16 protein-coding genes are annotated in these 17,002 nt (G+C 69.2%); 8 read left to right on the top strand and 8 right to left on the bottom strand.

The features are described from left to right. The first annotated feature begins 29 nt into the window (after nt 1-29). The 5 genes from ACIOJD_RS22815 (at nt 30) to ACIOJD_RS22835 (ending at nt 6,320) form a co-directional block, all read left to right on the top strand. Complete coding sequence (locus tag ACIOJD_RS22815) at nt 30-1,385, top strand: ABC transporter substrate-binding protein (protein WP_401917123.1); 1,356 nt, start codon at nt 30-32, stop codon at nt 1,383-1,385. 123 nt (nt 1,386-1,508) lie between these two features. Next, complete coding sequence (locus tag ACIOJD_RS22820; protein WP_401916575.1) at nt 1,509-2,705, top strand: Gfo/Idh/MocA family protein; 1,197 nt, start codon at nt 1,509-1,511, stop codon at nt 2,703-2,705. 234 nt (nt 2,706-2,939) lie between these two features. Next, on the top strand, nt 2,940-3,992 hold the full coding sequence (locus tag ACIOJD_RS22825; RefSeq protein ID WP_401917125.1) for a PucR family transcriptional regulator: 1,053 nt from the start codon (nt 2,940-2,942) through the stop codon (nt 3,990-3,992). A 173-nt stretch (nt 3,993-4,165) separates the two neighbouring features. Further along, complete coding sequence (locus ACIOJD_RS22830) at nt 4,166-4,681, top strand: hypothetical protein (RefSeq protein WP_401916577.1); 516 nt, start codon at nt 4,166-4,168, stop codon at nt 4,679-4,681. Between the two features lie 148 nt (nt 4,682-4,829). Continuing rightward, nucleotides 4,830-6,320, top strand: coding sequence for a flotillin family protein (locus tag ACIOJD_RS22835; RefSeq protein WP_401916579.1), 1,491 nt, complete (start codon nt 4,830-4,832; stop codon nt 6,318-6,320). 96 nt (nt 6,321-6,416) lie between these two features. Here ACIOJD_RS22835 and ACIOJD_RS22840 read toward each other — a convergent pair whose 3' ends face one another. Continuing rightward, a complete protein-coding gene (locus ACIOJD_RS22840; protein WP_401916581.1) occupies nt 6,417-7,748 on the bottom strand; it encodes a tetratricopeptide repeat protein in 1,332 nt (443 codons plus the stop codon). A 1,194-nt stretch (nt 7,749-8,942) separates the two neighbouring features. Here ACIOJD_RS22840 and ACIOJD_RS22845 point away from each other — a divergent pair. Further along, the gene (locus ACIOJD_RS22845) at nt 8,943-9,917 is read left to right on the top strand and encodes a hypothetical protein (RefSeq protein WP_401916583.1); all 975 of its coding nucleotides are present in this window, start codon (nt 8,943-8,945) and stop codon (nt 9,915-9,917) included. Here the strand turns inward: ACIOJD_RS22845 and hemC are convergent. Beyond that, a complete protein-coding gene (gene hemC, locus ACIOJD_RS22850) occupies nt 9,910-10,872 on the bottom strand; it encodes a hydroxymethylbilane synthase (protein ID WP_401916586.1) in 963 nt (320 codons plus the stop codon). The genes ACIOJD_RS22845 and hemC overlap by 8 nt on opposite strands. A gap of 208 nt (nt 10,873-11,080) precedes the next feature. Between hemC and ACIOJD_RS22855 the strand changes: the two genes are divergently transcribed. Next, nucleotides 11,081-11,539 (top strand): hypothetical protein, encoded by a 459-nt coding sequence (locus ACIOJD_RS22855; RefSeq protein ID WP_401916588.1) that lies wholly within the window; start codon nt 11,081-11,083, stop codon nt 11,537-11,539. A 139-nt stretch (nt 11,540-11,678) separates the two neighbouring features. Here the strand turns inward: ACIOJD_RS22855 and ACIOJD_RS22860 are convergent, their stop codons facing one another. From ACIOJD_RS22860 to ACIOJD_RS22870, 3 genes are all read right to left on the bottom strand, one after another. Further along, the gene (locus tag ACIOJD_RS22860; protein WP_401916591.1) at nt 11,679-11,882 is read right to left on the bottom strand and encodes a CsbD family protein; all 204 of its coding nucleotides are present in this window, start codon (nt 11,880-11,882) and stop codon (nt 11,679-11,681) included. A 91-nt stretch (nt 11,883-11,973) separates the two neighbouring features. After that, nucleotides 11,974-12,762, bottom strand: a complete 789-nt coding sequence (locus tag ACIOJD_RS22865) for an SAM-dependent methyltransferase (RefSeq protein ID WP_401916594.1) — start codon at nt 12,760-12,762, stop codon at nt 11,974-11,976. Beyond that, on the bottom strand, nt 12,763-13,623 hold the full coding sequence (locus ACIOJD_RS22870; protein WP_401916596.1) for a helix-turn-helix domain-containing protein: 861 nt from the start codon (nt 13,621-13,623) through the stop codon (nt 12,763-12,765). Between the two features lie 387 nt (nt 13,624-14,010). On the opposite strand from ACIOJD_RS22870, the gene ACIOJD_RS22875 reads away from it, so the two are divergent. Beyond that, nucleotides 14,011-14,886 (top strand): glycosyltransferase family 2 protein, encoded by an 876-nt coding sequence (locus tag ACIOJD_RS22875; protein WP_401916599.1) that lies wholly within the window; start codon nt 14,011-14,013, stop codon nt 14,884-14,886. Between the two features lie 42 nt (nt 14,887-14,928). Here ACIOJD_RS22875 and ACIOJD_RS22880 read toward each other — a convergent pair whose 3' ends face one another. The 3 genes from ACIOJD_RS22880 to ACIOJD_RS22890 form a co-directional block, all read right to left on the bottom strand. Further along, the gene (locus ACIOJD_RS22880) at nt 14,929-15,303 is read right to left on the bottom strand and encodes a hypothetical protein (RefSeq protein WP_401916602.1); all 375 of its coding nucleotides are present in this window, start codon (nt 15,301-15,303) and stop codon (nt 14,929-14,931) included. Next, complete coding sequence (locus ACIOJD_RS22885; RefSeq protein WP_401916605.1) at nt 15,300-16,007, bottom strand: SigE family RNA polymerase sigma factor; 708 nt, start codon at nt 16,005-16,007, stop codon at nt 15,300-15,302. The genes ACIOJD_RS22880 and ACIOJD_RS22885 overlap by 4 nt, the downstream gene beginning before the upstream one ends. A 100-nt stretch (nt 16,008-16,107) precedes the next feature. Next, nucleotides 16,108-16,638: a hypothetical protein gene (locus tag ACIOJD_RS22890; RefSeq protein WP_401916608.1), complete on the bottom strand. Its 531-nt coding sequence runs from the start codon at nt 16,636-16,638 to the stop codon at nt 16,108-16,110. Between the last annotated feature and the right edge of the window lie 364 nt (nt 16,639-17,002).

Below are 17,002 nucleotides of genomic sequence, written 5' to 3' on the forward strand. Positions count from 1 at the left end.
TGATACGTGGTGCGGTGATACGCGGCAGGATCTCCACCCGAGGCCTGGCCACCCTGGCCGGTGCCGTCTCGATGTCCCTCCTCGCGGTCGGCTGCGGGTCGCAGGGCTCGTCGTCCGTGGCGTCGTCCAGGACCGTCACGTACTGGCTCTGGGACTCCAACCAACTGCCGCTCTACGAGGAGTGCGCCAGGGGCTTCGAGAAGCGGAACCCGGGCGTCAAGGTCAGGATCATCCAGAACGGCTGGGAGGACTACTGGAACAAGCTCACGGCCAGCATGATCGCGGGGACCGAACCGGACGCCTTCACCAACCACATCACGAAGTTCGCGCAGTTCGTCGACCTGAACGCGCTCGCCCCGCTGGACGAACTGCCCCCGACCCGGGGGATCAGGGACTCCGACTACCAGGACGGTCTCGCGTCGTCCTGGACCGGCCAGGACGGCCACCGCTACGGCGCCCCGAAGGACTGGGCCACCGTCGCCATGTTCTACAACAAGAAGATGGCGAAGGCCGCGGGGATCTCCGCCGGGACGCTCAACAGCCTCGCCTGGAACCCGGCCGACGGCGGCACCTTCGAGAAGACCCTCGCCCGTCTCACGGTCGACACCAAGGGGCGGCGGGGCGACCAGCCCGGCTTCGACAAGCACCACGTCAAGACGTACGGACTGGCCACCAATGACGCGGGTGAGGGCGACGGCGAGACGCAGTGGAGCGCCTTCACCGGCTCGGCGGGCTGGAAGTACACCGACAAGAAGGCGTGGGGAACGCACTACAACTACGACCAGAAGGCCTTCCAGTCCACGATCGAGTGGTACTTCGGCCTCGCCGAGAAGGGCTATCTGGCCCCCTACGAGAACTTCTCGGAGTCCAACGGCCCCGAGTCCCAACTCGGCTCCGGCCAGGCGGCGATCGCCCTGCACGGCTCATGGATGACGAAGAGCATCTACGGCATGAAGGGCCTCGACCCGGGCATCGCCCTGACCCCCGTCGGACCGTCCGGCCATCGCGCGACCATGATGAACGGCCTCGCCGACTCCCTCACCAAGCGCGGCGGGAAGAAGGCCGCCGCCCAGAAGTGGGTGGCGTACCTGGCCTCCGACGCCTGCCAGACGAGCGTCGGCAAGCAGGGCATCGTCTTCCCCGCCTCGAAGGCCGGGACGGCCACGGCCGTCGCCGCGTACAAGAAGGAGGGCATCGACGTCACGGCCTTCACCAAGCCCGTCGCCGACGGGACGACGTTCTCGTTTCCGATCACCGACTACGCGGCGGATGTGGCGGCGCTGATGAGGCCCGCGATGCAGGACGTGTACGCGAACGGCAAGCCGGTGGGCAGTCTCCGTACGACCAACCGCCAGATCAACCTCATTCTGTCCCAGGGCGATTGAGCGGAACACAGGCCCGCACCGGCGTCAGCGGCGCACTTCGCGCAGCACAGCGTACGTACCGCCCTCGTACCTCGTACCGCCCTCGTACCCCGTACCTCGTACCGCCCACACGAAAGGTGTTCCATGTCCTTCTCCCTTGCCATCGTCGGTGCCGGGCAGTTCGCCGGGCAGTTCGCCAAGCTCTGGCGGCTCCACCCGGGCGTGGGCGACATCTTCGCCACCGACCTGCTCCCGGAGCGGGCCGACCGGCTCACCGCCGACCACGACCTCGCGGGGACGTTCCCCTCCTTCGACGCCGTACTCGACTCCGATGTCGACGCGGTCGCCGTCTTCACCCAGCGCTGGACCCACGGGCCGCTCGTCGTCCGGGCCCTGCGCGCCGGGAAGCACGTGTACTCGGCGGTGCCGATGGCGGTCACCCGGGACGAGATCGCGGCCATCATCGAGGCCGTACGGGAGACCGGCCTGACGTACATGATGGGCGAGACCAGCCACTACAACCCCGCCACCGTCTACGCCCGCGAGCAGATCGCCGCGGGCGCCTTCGGCCGGCTCTTCTACGCCGAGGGCGACTACGTCCACGACATGGACCTCGGCTTCTACGAGGCGTACCAGTACAGCGGCGGCGAGGGCTGGAAGTCCACCGCCAGCTATCCGCCCCTGCTCTACCCGACCCACTCCGTCGGCGGTGTGCTCGGCGCCTGGCGGACGCACGCGGTGAGCGTCTCCGCGATCGGGGTCAAGGACGAGCGGGGGGACGGGGTCTTCGACAAGGAGGTCAGCCAGTTCGACAACGACTTCTCCAACGCCACGGCGCTGTTCGAGGTCGCGGGCGGCGGATCGTTCCGTACGAACGAGTTCCGGCGGGTCGGTTACCCCTCGCAGATCCGGGAGTCGCGCTTCCGCTTCTTCGGTACGGAAGCGAGCTTCGAGCAGCTCGCCACCGTCAGCCACTGGCAGGACAAGGAGGGGGTCAAGGACGTCACCGAACACCTGGAGCCCAAGCGCGCCCTCTCCCCCGACGACCCGTCCCTGGCCCATGTGGCGCCCGCGCTGCGCGACGCCTTCACCTCCGGGTCGGCCCCGGTGCACGACCGCTCCCGGCTGCCCGAGGAGTTCCGGAACGTCACCAACGGCCACGAGGGCAGCCACCACTTCCTCGCCGACGACTTCGTGACAGCGGTCAACACGGGCACGCTGCCCCCGGTGAACGCCTGGCTCGCGGCCCGCTACACCCTGCCGGGCATCGTCGCGCACGACTCCGCGCTGAAGGGCGGCGAACGCCTGGACATCCCGGACTTCGGGGATGCCCCGGCCTGAGGCCGGGATGGTCCGGCCGGTACGTGAGCGGTTGCTGTACTCCTGTACGAGGATTCCCATGTCACGGGAGTTCCGGTACGAGACGCCCGGGGAGCGAAGCGTGGGGCAGGGGTACGGGCGAGGGCGCGGGCACGGACGGGAGCGGGCGTGACAGGGCAGGGGAACGGGCACGGGCCGGGGAACGGGCACGGGCGGGGGAGCGGGCACGGGCACGGGCGGGGGAGCGGGCACGGGATACCCGACGGGTATCTGGACGGGTACGCCCGCATACTCGCGGCGGTCGCCTCCACCGGCCGCCGGCTCACCCGGGAGGAACTGCTCGCCCGCCGCGAACTCGGGGAGCAGGCCGCCGAAGCCGGGTTCGGGCTGCGCGCGCTGGTCGGGGCGCATCTCGCCGGGGCCCGTGTCCACTGGCCCTCCGGCGCCTCCGGTGCCGACGCGGCCGACCGTGTGCTCGCCGCCGTCGAGCAGGCCGTCGACGCGTTCGCCGAGGGGTACGAGCGGGCGCAGCGTCTCGCCGTACGCCAGGAGGCCGCCGCGCGGCGGGAGTTCATCGACGACCTGCTGTACGGGCGCAGCGATCCGGGGCGGCTGGCGGAGCGGGCGGAACGGTTCGGGCTGCGGCTCTCGTACGAGCACGCCGTGGCGGTCGCGGAGGGCGCGGTCCCGTACGACGAGGAGGATGCCGTACCGCGGTCCGTGGAGCAGGCGTTGACCGGCCGGTTCGGGGACCGCAGCGTTCTGCTCACCACGAAGGCCGGCCGGCTGGTGTGCGTGGCGCCGGGGGATCAGGGGGAGGTGCTGACGTACTTCGCGAAGCAGGCGTTCGCGGCCACGGACGGCGGGCGGGTCGCCATCGGCCGCCCGCGGTCCGGACCGGGCGGGGTCGTCCAGTCGTACGAGGAGGCGCTGAACGTGCTCGACCTCGCGGAGCGGCTGGACATGGACGAGCCCGTGCTGCGCGCGGCCGACCTGCTCGTCTATCCGGTTCTCACCCGTGACCGGCACGCCATGACGGAGCTGGTCCTGAGCACGCTCGGCCCGCTGGAGGCGGCGCGCGGCGGGGCCGTGCCGCTCATCGAGACGCTGACCGCGTATTTCGACGCGGGGTGTGTGGCGGCGGAGGCGGCGCGGCGGCTGTCGTTGAGCGTGCGGGCCCTGACGTACCGCCTGGAGCGGATCCACCGGCTCACCGGCGCCGACCCGGCCGATCCGGTGCACCGCTACACGCTGCAAACCGCCGTGATCGGGGCGAGGTTGCTGGGCTGGCCGGAGAAGCCGTTCTGACGTGTGTGGCGTGGGGGATTTCCGCCCTTCCGGGGCGGTTGGGGGCGGATGGTGTCGATCGGGCATCAAGAACGCGTCAAGACTGCCGGGTCACGGCAATGTTCACTGTCGGTGCCGCATGGCAGCATGGCTTGTGAGCGAGGAAGTCAGCGGCGACGGGGGAGGTTTGTCCGGTGACCTTGTTTCTTGGTATCGGCATCGCGGGGATCGTGCTGCTCGTCCTGTCGCTGGTTTTCGACGGGGTGCTCGAAGGGCTCTTCGGCGGGGGCGGGGTGCTGGACGGGCTGTTCGACGGCCTGTTGTCACTGCCGGTGATCGCCGGGTTCGTGTCGATGCTCGGCTTCAGCGGTGCGATCGTCCTGGGCACCACGCGTCTGGGCACCGGACCGGCCGTCCTCACGGGGGTGGCGGCCGGGCTCGGAGCGGGCTGGCTGACGTGGAAGTTCAGCCGGATGCTGATGCGCGACCAGACGGTGGCCACGCCACGGGGTGACGATCTGGTGGGCACGGCGGGCACCGTGGTCACGGCGATACCGGCGTCGGGGTACGGCGAGGTGCTGCTGCGGCTCGGCGGCCAGCCGGTGAAGTACGCGGCGAAGAGCGCGGCGCCGGTGGAGTACGGGGCGGAGATCTGGGTGGAGCGGACGCTGTCCGCGAGTTCCGTCTCGGTGCGCCTCGTCGAGCGCTGACCAGGGCTCGCCTGCCTGCCTGCCTGTCTGTCTGCCTGCTTGCCTGCTTGCGCGGTCGCGCTTTCCGCACCTGGCCGTATGTGGCCGTACCTGCCGTGAGTGCGGACGGTCCCCGCTCACCACACGAACCGATTCGGGGAGAGAGCATATGAGTCCAGTTGTCATCGCCGTGCTGGGGGTCGTCGTCCTCGTCGTCCTGCTGGCGCTGGCCGTCGTCACGCGCTACAAGGTCGCGGGGCCCAGCGAGGCGTTCATCGTCACGGGACGGCGCGGCAAGCAGTCGACCGACCCGGACACCGGCCGGGTGTCCACGGACAACAGCGGCCAGAAGGTCGTGGTGGGCGGCGGCGTGTTCGTCGTCCCGTTCGTGCAGCAGAAGTTCACGCTGGACCTGTCCAGCCGGCACATTCCGGTCGCTGTTCGGGGCGCGGTCACGCTGCGCGGGGTGAAGGCCAACCTCGAAGGTGTCGCCATCGTCAAGGTCGGCGGTACGGAGGACTCCATCCGGGCCGCGGCGCAGCGGTTCCTCCAGCAGCAGGGCGGCATCGTCGGCTTCACCCAGGAGGTGCTGTCGGGCGCGCTGCGTTCCATCGTCGGCCGGATGTCGGTGGAGGACATCATCCGGGACCGCGCGGCCTTCGCCGGGCAGGTCGCGGAGGAGGCCGAGGCGAGTCTGTCCGGGCAGGGGCTGGTGCTGGACGCGTTCCAGATCCAGGACATCAGCACCGAGGGCTCGTATCTGGAGGACCTCGGCCGTCCCGAGGCCGCGCGGGCCAAGCAGGAGGCCGACATCGCGGAGGCGGTGGCGCGTCGCGCCGCCGAGCAGGCGCGGCTGAAGGCCGAGGAAGAGATAGCGATCGCGCAGCGGACGTTCTACCTGAAGCAGGCCGAGATCAAGGCCGAGACGGACAAGGCAGCGGCGGGCGCGGACGCCGCGGGTCCGCTGGCTCAGGCGGCGCGTGAGCAGGACGTGCTCAGCGAGCAGGAGAAGGTCGCTGAGCGCCGGGCCGCGCTGACGGACCGCGAACTGGACACGAAGGTCCGCAAGCCCGCCGACGCTGCCCGGTACCAGGCCGAGCAGGAGGCCGAAGCACGGCGCATCGCCCTGGTCAAGCAGGCGGAGGCGGACGCCGAACGGGCCCGCCTCACCGGTGAGGGCGAGAAGGCGCACCGCGCCGCGCTCGCCGAGGCCGTACGGATCGAGGGCGAGGCGGAGGCCGACGCGATCGGCGCGAAGGGCGCCGCCGAGGCGGACGCGATGCACAAGAAGGCCGACGCGTTCGCCCGCTACGGCGACGCGGCGGTCCTCCAGATGCTGGTCGAGGTGCTGCCGTCGGTCGTGGCGAAGGCGTCGGAGCCGTTGAGCGCGGTGGACAAGATGACGGTGATCTCCACGGACGGCGCCGGGCAGTTGGCCCGTACGGTCGCCGACAATGTCGCCCAGGGGGTCGAACTGCTCAGTTCCACGACGGGGGTTGACCTGTCCGAACTGCTGAAGGGCATGACAGCGGGCAAGACGGCCGGTGCCGGTGCCACGGCTGCGGCTCCCACCCCGGCCCCGGCGGCGAACGCGGGCGCGGGCACAGGCGCGGTCGCCAACTCCGGTGCGTCCAACGGGCGCATCGAGGTCACGGACTGATCCGCTGAAGTGAACAGCTGAAGCGAGCAACGGCGCGTGGGGCCCGGTCGGCGAAAACCGACCGGGCCCCACGTGTTGTCCGCAGCGACGAGCGGGTCATTTCACGGAAGCGCTCCGAGAACGCTCGATGACATGCCGGGCGACAGGGTTCGACCGGTAGGGGGAGAGCAAGGAGGGAATGCTGGCAACTTGTCCATCAATTCTTCCGGAATGAATTCCCGGATAGGCGTCCAAAACCTTTCCCCATGTCGAGCAGGCCGCTTCTAGGTGACCCATTTCGAGCTGTCTTTCGGCCAGTAGGGAACTGAAAATCAAACCGGATCTCTGCTTGTCGCTGGAATCCCGCAATCTGAAATGATCGTGCAAGGACTCGACGCTCCCCTTCACATCGCCCAGCGCGTGCCGGACTTCCGAGGTGGAATACGCCAATGTCGCTGAGCTGAAACCGCCGAACGTCCCGAGTCCGCTTTCCGCCTGGTTCACCGCGCGTTCCGCCTCGCGGAGACTGGTCAGGGCGTTTGTCCGCTCGCCTGCCAGGGCGTACGCGTGTGCTTGCTGCCCGGCAAGAAACGCGCGCATGCGGGGGCTGGACTCAGGGGATGCTTCGGCGGCGGCGTTCGCGAGCCGTACCGCCGGTGTGCCGTGGCCAAGATTCGCGGCTTGCACCGACATGCCTCGTAGGACATGGCAGTAGGTCATGTGGTCGCCGCTCGCTCCCGCAAGCTCCAAACTCTTCACGTAATACTCTTGTGCTCGGCCGTGTGCCCCCTCGTCCACTGCCATCCATCCGGTCAGATAGCAGAGAAAAGAAGCGGTGGACATCATTGATTTGCGGGTTTCGCTTGACGCGCTTGCCTTCAAGTAAGGGCTGACTGTGTTGACCAGGAAAGCGGCGGCCATCGGGCGGGCATACCGGCCGCCGAATTCGTCGTCCAGGTCTGATAGGCGGTCGGTCATCGCCGAAACTGCCTGAATCTCGGACTGCCCGATGCGTCTGTACGGGTCGGCCTTGATCGCTTCCAGTCTGCCGACCACATCAGGCCATCCAGGGATGGTGAGCGCTACGGAGAACAACCCTGCTCCGAGCACGCCACGACGAGACGGGTCCATGTCGAGCCTCCCCAGATCGATAAGCCCTTCCACGGTACTTGCGGGTTGTTTCAACTGGCCGTCTAGCGACGGGAAGCCCGCCTCGCTGTACGTGATGGGGCGGTTGAGTCTCCGGGCCAGTGCTTCCAGGACGAGCGGGCGCACCGTCTCTCGCGGCAGGTGCCCGTGGAGCCACTGGTGGACCGAAGGCTGCATGTATTTGAGCCGTTGCCCCTGCTCGGTGCCGATGCGGTTGACCGCCTGGGCGAACTGACGCATCGTCCACCCGGCCTCACGATGAAGCCGTTCCAACTCGCCGTTCGACTGGGGTGTTTTCACGGTCTGTGACTCCTCCGCCGGGCGTACTGAACGTTCTTAACTTTCCCCTCTGCCGCAACGGTACCGCTGTGAGTGACCGCGCGGTTGCCTAGTGCGACCACAGCAGTCGCGAGGAGTATGCAGAGGAAGGGCAACCGATGGCGGACCGGGCCTTTGAACCAAGTGAGCGCCGCCGCGTGGGAATTACACCGGCCTTGCTGTACCCGCCGGTTGACCTGGAGCCGAGCCCGGGGTGCGAGGTGTGCGCCTGGTGGGACAAGCGGCGGGAGAACGCGCATCGCGGCATCGGGGCGACCAGCGTCCTGGAGTGCACCCGTCAGATCGCGGCACATCCACATCGACGGTCGGGTGATGCCAAGTGATCCCCCGTAGGAGCCCGCACCCGCCGGACCAACCACCGGCAACACCCGTGGGGATCAGGCTTGTTGTCGGTATGGCGGTCTACGACCCCAGAACGGAGATGCCGGGAGTGGTGCACCAACTGCACGGGTCCGTGGTCCGCCTGAAGCGCCCTGCGGGCTTCACGTGGGAGGCACGGGCCATAGTGCTCCGCCCGGCCACTCAGCGGGAGAAACGGCAGCTCCGCGCACTTGCCCGATTGCACCGGAAACAAAAGGGCGTGGGCGGACAGCGATGACAGTGACCACCTACTACGCGTCTGCGATCGCTGAGGGGCCGGCCAACGGAACGACCGTCCGGTTTGTGCTCGGCAGCATTCGGACGCCGTCCCCGAAATTCGCGCTCCGATGGCTCCGGGTGCAGGCCTGCCGTATCGCCGATGGTCTCGACCCCGACCCCTGGGTGGCGCACTGGTTCCAGGGGCGGGTTCTTCACCGGGTCGCTCTCGGACTCTCGGACGTGCCGACGGAGTTGCGCGATTGGTGCGTTGATCCCGACGTGCAACGTGCCGCGTATTCCCAGCTCATGCGTGGTGCCCCGATGACTGTCACCGCGTCCGATCACACCGGGCACTACGTGTTGACCGTGTGTCCCGTGCGCACGTCGGCAATGGAACCAGGGAGTACGGCCGGACCCCGTGGCGCAGTCCGGTTCGCCGTAAGGGGGAGCCTGGCTGACGGTTCCGGACTCACCCCGCCCAAGGCTCCGTCCCTGCCGGGTGTCACAGCCAACCCCGGCAGGGACGGGGAAGCGCCCCCACTCCACCCACGAACCATCCGAAACGAGGTAAGACCCATGACGGTCATCGCATCGCACGGCCTCCGTACGACGACCAGGGCGACAAGCCCCCTCCGGAGCCGACCGGCGGTCAGGAACTTCCTGGAACCGCAGACGCTCACTCCCGCGGATCTGTCCATGGTGCTGCTCGTCACGATGGAGCCCGCCGACCGCCCTATGCCCACCGTCACGGTCGCGGAGATTCCTGCCGTAATGCGCGAGGCCTCACGGCTCGGCCTCCGGTCCGTGAAGCTGTTCGCCGAGTCCGCAGAGCGGGACAACACCGGGAAGATCTCCCTCGAAACCGACGTACTGATGTCCCGCGCAATCCATGCTTGCAAGGATGCGGAACCGTCCATCGCGGTCATGACAGAAACGTGCTTGTGCTCGTACACGGCCGATGGGGTCTGCTACCTCACCGACCGGAACGGGCGGCCGGACGTGGCCGCGACGGTGCATGTAACGGCGTTACAGGCCGTGGCGCACGCGGAAGCGGGGGCGGACATCGTGGGGCCTGCGTCGATGCTGCTCGGTACGACAGGGGGCGCTCGTCGCGCGCTGGACGAGACGGGACACGAAGGGGTGTCCGTCATGCCGCACGTCATTTTCTGGTCGAGCCTGTACGACGGCTTCCGGCTCACGATGGGGGCGATTCCCAAAGCAGGGGTCAACCGGGATTTTCAGATCAACCCGGGCCGTGCCGACCAGTTTGTCGACACCGCCTTACGCATGGAAGCGGATGGGGCCGACATGATCCTTCTGGAGCCCGCGCAGTTCACGGCGGATGTACTCGCCACGCTCCGGAAACAGACGCGAGCACCGCTGTTCCCGTTCTCGGTCTCCGGCGAGTACAAGGCGTTCACCCATGTGGACTCCGGGACGGGACGGCGGGACGTGCGCCTACTGATCGAGCTGTTCACGATGTTGAAGCGCGCGGGCGCATCCGCGAGCGTCACGTACGCGGCGCTCGACATCGCCCGTCAACTCAGTTAGGGCCGGTCGCGGAACCAGCCGCGAGGGCGGCCCGTACTGTGTCAAGGACCGAATGCGCTCCCTGGTCGACAAGGTCGGCGGCCAGGGTCGTACCGAGCTTTTCCGGCTCGTCGGACGGGCCGGTGAGAGCACATGAAACGCGCTGCTGACCGTCCAGCGAGGTCACTTGGCCGAACAGCTTGAGCGTTCCGTCCGGCAGGGTCTCGGCATACGCCCCCACGGGCACACTGCATCCGCCGTGGAGTTCGGCGAGCAGCGAGCGCTCCGCCCTCACCTGACTGTCCACGGACAGGTCCCCGACCGTGGACAGGATCTCGCGCAGCGGGGCCGAACTCTCGTCCGTGCGGACCTGAATCCCGAGCGCCCCCTGACCGGGACTCGGCGGGAAAAGATCGAGCGGCAGCACTTCCCCGATCGCATCGTCCAGGCCGAGCCGGCGAAGCCCCGCCAACGCGAGGACAACCGCGTCGAGCCCCATGGTTTCGATCTTCTTCAGGCGAGGTGGGACATTACCCCGGATCGGGACGACTTCCAGGTCGGGTCGCACCGCGAGCAGCTGCGCGATCCGGCGAGGGGCGCCTGTTCCCACCTTCGCCCCTTTCCGTAATCCGGCGAGAGTCGAGCCGCACAGCGCATCCGCCACATCCTCGCGTCCCGGCGGGGGCAACAGCATGAGTCCGCGAGGGCTTGCCGTAGGGAGGTCCTTCAGCGAATGGACAATCACGTCCACGTCACCACGGCACAACGCCGCTTCCTGCTCGGAACTGAAAGCCGATCCGCCACTGAGGGCGGACACGCTCGACAGGAGGGACTTGCGGTCCTTGTCGCCCCCTTCAAGGATCACTCGATGAGTGAAGGTGGTGTCAGGGAAGCGCTTACGCAACGGACGCAGATACTCCCGCACTTGAGCCTTGGCCAGGTTGCTCGCGCGCGAGCCGACGAGGTACTGAGCCACGATGACCAACTCTCCGAAGCTGACGAGGTGTCACCAGGCTAGGACTCGGCTCAGCGTGCCGATACAGACACAGGGTCGGCATAGGCATGCTCACCATCGCTGTCCGGGGGGCTGGCGGAGGCGACCGAAGACCTACTGAGCCGAGCTCTCCCGTGCCTGCACCGTGATAGGTGTGTGGTGATCGCGTAACCGATGGGGAGGGGCTGCGGTGCAGCGGAAAACGAAGACCTGGTGGGGGATAGTCGCGGCGTTGGTCGCGCTCGGGGGTGTTGTCAACCTGTTTGAGGGGGGCGCGGACAAGGCGACGGCGGACAACGCCACGCCGTCCGCGGCCGCTTCGGCGTCCGCGGCCGGGGCGCGTGAGGAGCCGGCCGCGGGGCCGAGTGAGGAAGCGGCACAGGATACTTCCGGGGTTCCGCTGCTCGATGTGGTGCAACGGGAAGTCCTGTTGCGCGCGTTGCGTGCCATCGAACCGGAGCTGGCGGTGGACGAGGACAGGGCCGTTGAGCGGTCCCGGAACGTGTGCCTGGATCTGCGGGGCGGGAAGGCCGCCGCCACCGTTCAGATCAACGCCAAATCCCGGTTCGAGGACGGTACGGCCCCGAGCCTCACCGAGGACCAGGCCGCGAGCATCGTGACCGCCGTACGGTCGTCGTTCTGTGAGTGACGCGGAGAGCGGGACCGTCCCCGGAACGCGGGACCGTCCCCGAAAAGGGCGGTGGCCCGGCGGACGAACCGTCCGCCGGGCCACCGCCCCGGAACTCTGCAGACACGGCCACCTCTGACGAAAGGGCTGTGCGGCGCGCTCATCGTTTGAATGCGTCCTTGGCCTTCTGGCCGGCCTGGCGCAGGTCGCCCTTGGCCCGTTCGGCGCGGCCCTCGGTGGTCATGCGCTCGTTGCCGACCGCGCGTCCCACGGTCTCCTTGACGGCGCCCTTGACCTGGTCGGTCCTCGCGGACGCCTTTTTCGCGAACGTCCGGTCGCCGGGCGTCTTCCTGTCGGTGGTCATGGTCGCGCTCCTCGCTGTCGAGCCGTTTCCCTGACAACGGCCCGCCTTCCCGGGCACTCACCACACAAACACGCGCGGAGGCACACGCGGTTCAGGGGACGCGGGCCACGCCCACGTAGAAGGAGCTGTGCTGCTCCTCCGGGGCCGGGGACTCCCTGTACCAGCGGGGCGCCGTCACCAGCCCGGGGCCGAGGAGGCCGAGGCCGTCGAAGAACTGCCCGACCTCGGCGCGGCCGCGCAGACGCAGCGGCATGCCGCCCTTGTCGTACAGGCCGGTGACCCGGTCGATCACCTCCCCCGGCTGGAAGTCCGCGGTGCCGTGCGAGAGGAGCAGCAGGCTGCCCGGCGGCAGGGCGTTCACCAGGGTGCGGGTGATGCCGTACGGATCCTCGTCGTCCGGTATGAAATGCATGAGCGAGATGAGGGACAGCGCGACGGGCCTGCCGAAGTCCAGCAGGCCGGTGGCGTTTTCGAGGATCTCGGTGGGGGTGCGGACATCCGCCTGGATGTAGTCGGTGGCGCCCTCCGGGGCGCTGACCAGCAGGGCCTCCGCGTGCCGCAGAACGATCGGGTCGTTGTCGACGTACACGACGCGGGATGTCGGCGCGATGTCCTGGGCGACCTGGTGCAGATTCGGTTCGGAGGGGATTCCCGTACCGATGTCGAGGTACTGGTCGATGCCACTGCGGGCCACCCAGGCGATGGCGCGCCGCATGAAGGCCCGGTTCAGCCGGGCGTCGATCTTCGAGGCGGCCGGGAGCTGTTCGCCTATCTCCCGGTCGACCGCGTAGTTGTCCCTGCCGCCCAGAAGGTAGTCGTACACGCGCGCGGGGTGGGGCTTGCCCGTATCGATCCGGGGGGTGGAACGAGGGGCGTCCATTCACAGCTCCCTGCGGAAGGCGGCGAGGATTTCCTTGGTGCGGCGAGCCGACTCCGCCTGAACGACCATGCGGTCCATGGCCTCCATGTGCTCGGAGACCTCGGAGGGACCGTCGAGGTAGAGAGCGCCGGTCAGGTACTCGATGTAGACCATGTCCGCCATCTCGGGGATGGCGAAGCGGAAGAGGACGAACGGGCTGTACGTGCCGGGGTGGTGGCCGGAGGCGAACTCCGCGATCTGGAGTGTCACGTTCGGCATCTCCGCCGCTTCCAGCAGCCTGTCCAGTTGCGCCCGCATGATGTCGGGCGAGCCGACGGGGCGGTGCAGAACGGTCTCGTCCATGACGACCCAGAAGGCCGGGGCGCCGGGCCGGGTGAGCAGGCCCTGGCGTGCCATGCGCAGCGCGACATGGCGTTCGATCCGTTCGGGGTCGGTCCGCCCGACCGCGCCGTAGGTCAGGATCGTGCGCGCGTAGTCCTCGGTCTGGAGCAGTCCGGGCACGTAGTGCGGCTCATAGCACCGGATGGTCCTGGCCGCCTCCTCAAGACTGACGTGGCCGCCGAACCAGTCGGGAAGGACATCGTGGAAGCGCTGCCACCAGCCGGGCCGGTTGGCCTCGTCGGCCAGTTGGAGGAAGGTGACCACCTCGTCGTCGGGGACGCCGTACGCGGGCAACAGGATCTGGATGTACGGGATCTTGAGCCCGACCTCGGCCATCTCCATCCGGCGGATGGTGGCGGAGGCGACACGGAGCAGCCTGGCCGCCTGATCACGACTGAGGCCCGCGCGCTCGCGGAGGGCCTGGAGCTGCTTGCTGAGGACGAGTTGCCCGATCGTCGGGGCAGAGCGCGGCTCGCTCACTCAGCATCACCGAGCATAAGCATGCGGGCATTTTGCCACAATGGCACGATCATGAACATGGCGCTGTCAATGCCATTCCCGGACTGTTCGCCGGTACGGTGGTCGGTCCGCGCGGATACCGATTGGTAACCCGGTCCCGCTTGCGCGCCTCGCCCCCGCCCCTGCCGTTGTCCTTCTTGTCCGCGCTGTGGCTGTACGGCCGTTTCCGTAAGGCGCCGAGATGAACCGGCGCCGTCGGCAGAGGTACCTTCCGGTGGCCGGGGAATGGCTACCGCCGGATAGCATCGACGTATCGAGGCTCCCGCGGCATCCCTCTCCTTCCGCCTCTGCCCCCTCCTCCCTCGTGCCTTTCTTTCTTCCGTCTTCGAGAACTGGAGTGATCCGGACGTGTCCCGACCGCGTGTAGGTGTGGCCGTGCTGACCATGGGGACGCGTCCCGTCGAGCTGCGCGCTCTGCTGGACTCCGTGGCCAAGCAGCAGGAGGCCGCGGCGCGGGTCGTGGTCGTCGGCAACGGGGCGCCGCTGCCCGTACTGCCCGACGGGGTCATCGGGGTGGAACTGGAGAAGAACCTCGGTGTCTCCGGCGGCCGCAATGTCGCCATGGAGAAGCTGCGCGAGTTCGGTGACGTGGACGTCCTCGTGGACCTGGACGACGACGGCCTGCTGATCGAGGCCGATGTGATCAGCCGGGTCGCCGATCTGTACGAGGCGGACCCCCGGCTCGGCATCGTCAGCTTCCGTATCGCGGACGAGACCGGCTTCACCCAGCGGCGGCATGTGCCCCGGCTGCGGGTCGACGACCCGATGCGGGCCGGTGAGGTGACCACGTTCCTCGGCGGCGGGCACGCACTGTCCATGCCGATGCTGGACGAGACCGGCGGCTGGCCCGACGAGTTCTTCTTCACCCACGAGGAGACCGACCTCGCGTGGCGTGCGCTGGACGCGGGCTGGACGATCCGTTACGAGCCGGAGCTGGTCCTCCAGCACCCCCGGACCTCGCCCGCCCGGCACGCCGAGTACTACCGGATGACCGCCCGCAACCGGGTGTGGCTGGCCCGCCGCCATCTGCCCGCGCCGCTGGTGCCCGTCTACCTCGGTACGTGGATTCTGCTGACCGTGGCCCGGACACGTTCGCTGAGCGGGCTGCGCGCGTGGTTCGGCGGGTTCTTCGAGGGCGTGCGGACCGCGTGCGGGGTGCGGCGGCCGATGGGCTGGCGGACCGTGTGGCGCATGACCGCGCTGGGCCGGCCGCCCGTCATCTGAGTCCGCCCGCGCCCCTGCTCGGGCCCTGCCGCGGGGCGGCCTTCACGGCCTGTCCGGCACCGGCACGGCCGGTACGGCCGGGACCGCCGGCAGGTCCGGTGAGGCCGGTTCGGGGCTGTGGGGGCGGGAGACCGACGGGTCGGGCCGTTCGGCCGGACCTTCCTGGCGGGGCTCGCCCGGTACGAGCAGGACGGCCGCCACCGCGGCGGCCAGCCCGAGCAGCACCAGCGCGGCGCCACGAACGGGCGGCCACGGGCCCTTGGCCGTGGACACGGACGGCGGGGACGCGTGGCGCAGGTCGCGGAAGCCGACCGTACCGGCCTGGGCGTCCAGGGCGGCTCGCAGCCGGTGTTCGAGCAGTTCCCGGTCCGGTCCGGGGCGTCGCCCCGCGGTGAAAAATCTCCTCGGCGGCCTCATCGGGGGGTCTCCATATGTCTGCCCAGGGCATCCAGCGCGCGGCTCGCGGTGGACTTGACCGTCCCGCGCGACAGCCCGAGGGTGTCGGCGATCTGGGCCTCGGTGAGATTCGACCAGTAGCGCAGGACCAGCACCTCGCGCTGGCGCCGGGTGAGACGGCTCAGCGCGTCGAGTACCTCGCGGTGCTCCTCGCGCAGCAGTACGTACTCCTCGGCCGGAGGGGCATGCCCCTCCCGTTCGGGCACGTGCGCGCGTACGGTCCGGCGGCGGCGCAGCACGGAACGGGCGCGGTTGACCACACTCGTACGGACATACGCCTCCGGGTCGTCCAGCCCGGTCAGACGCTCACCGTGTCGGTGGAACAGCGCGGCGAAGGCGTCCTGTACGACGTCCTCGGCGGTGGGCAGATCGTCCACGAGCAGCAGCGCCAGGCGGACGAGCGGGAGCCTGCGATGGAGGTAGAGATCGTCGATGGCCTTGATCGCCGACGGCGCTCCGGCGGGGGCCGCTGCCGGCAGGCCGCGTCTCTCGGAGAGGCTGCGGAGCAGCCGCTGCCAGGCCCGGCGCAGTGCGCCCGGGTGGCCCGTACAGCCCAGAACGGCCGACAGGGCCGGGCCCGTCGGGTAGATCGCTGTTGCTGACGTCGCGGTCGTGGTCCCTGTCGTTGTCGTTGTCGTTGCCGCTGTGGCTGTCGCTGTGCTCATGAGGCTCCGTCCCCGTCCTCGTCCCCGTTTCCCGTCTCCGTTTCCTGGACGGGGGGCGGGGCTGCCGGGTGTTCAACCCGGCAGCCCCTCAACGCTGTTGTTACTTCGGCGACACCGTGGCGGACTCGGCGGGAAGCGCGGGTGTCGCGGGGACGGCTTCCTCGAACGGGACGGCTTCCTGGACCGGGACGGCTTCCTGGACCGGGAGCCCCGGCTGTGCGGGCACCGCGTCCTCGATCGGGAAGGCTTCCTCGATCGGGAGAGCCGGGACGGGCTTGGCCGGGTTGGGCTTCGCCGGGATGGGCGCGGGCTTCGCCGGGACGGGCTTGGCCGGGTTGGGCTTCGCCGGGATGGGCGCGGGCTTCGCCGGGACGGGCTTGGCCGGGTTGGGCTTCGCCGGGGCGGGCGCGGGCTTGACCGGGGCGGGTTCGGCCGGGGTCGGCTTCGCCGGGATCGGCGCGGGCTTCGCCGGTACCGTCTGCGCGGTCTTCGACGGAGCCGTTGAGTCGGCCTGGGCGCTCATCGCGCCGCCGATGGTCAGCGCGGCGACGGCCGCGGACACCCCCAGGACCGTACGCAACCGGCCCCGGACGGCTCCGCGTACGGTGGCATTACGTGCTGCTGTGGACATACCGTTCCTCGGATTCGCTTCGGTGATGCTGGATGGACAGGACGGTGGAGGCGCCTCCACTCCGACAGACGTGCGGCCCCCCGGGGGGTTGCGGGTCGGGGAGGAGTTTTTGACAGCCTTCGAGTGACCTGAGTCACGGAAGCCGGCCGAGGGGCCCGGCGAGCGGCCGGGAAACCGGCCGGCCGGGCGCTCGGACGAACAGGAGCGCGGTCGGCCGGGCGCTCGGACGAACAGCAACGCGGTCGCCGCGCCGCGATCAACGGGCGCTGTACGGCGTGTGACTCGGTCTCCGCACTCGAACCGTCATCTGCCGCCGGCCCCGATGCGCCGACACTCCGCGTAACGGCCGACGCGAAAAAAGACG

The sequence above is a fragment of the Streptomyces sp. NPDC088116 genome, assembly GCF_044741745.1.
GTDB lineage: Bacteria > Actinomycetota > Actinomycetes > Streptomycetales > Streptomycetaceae > Streptomyces.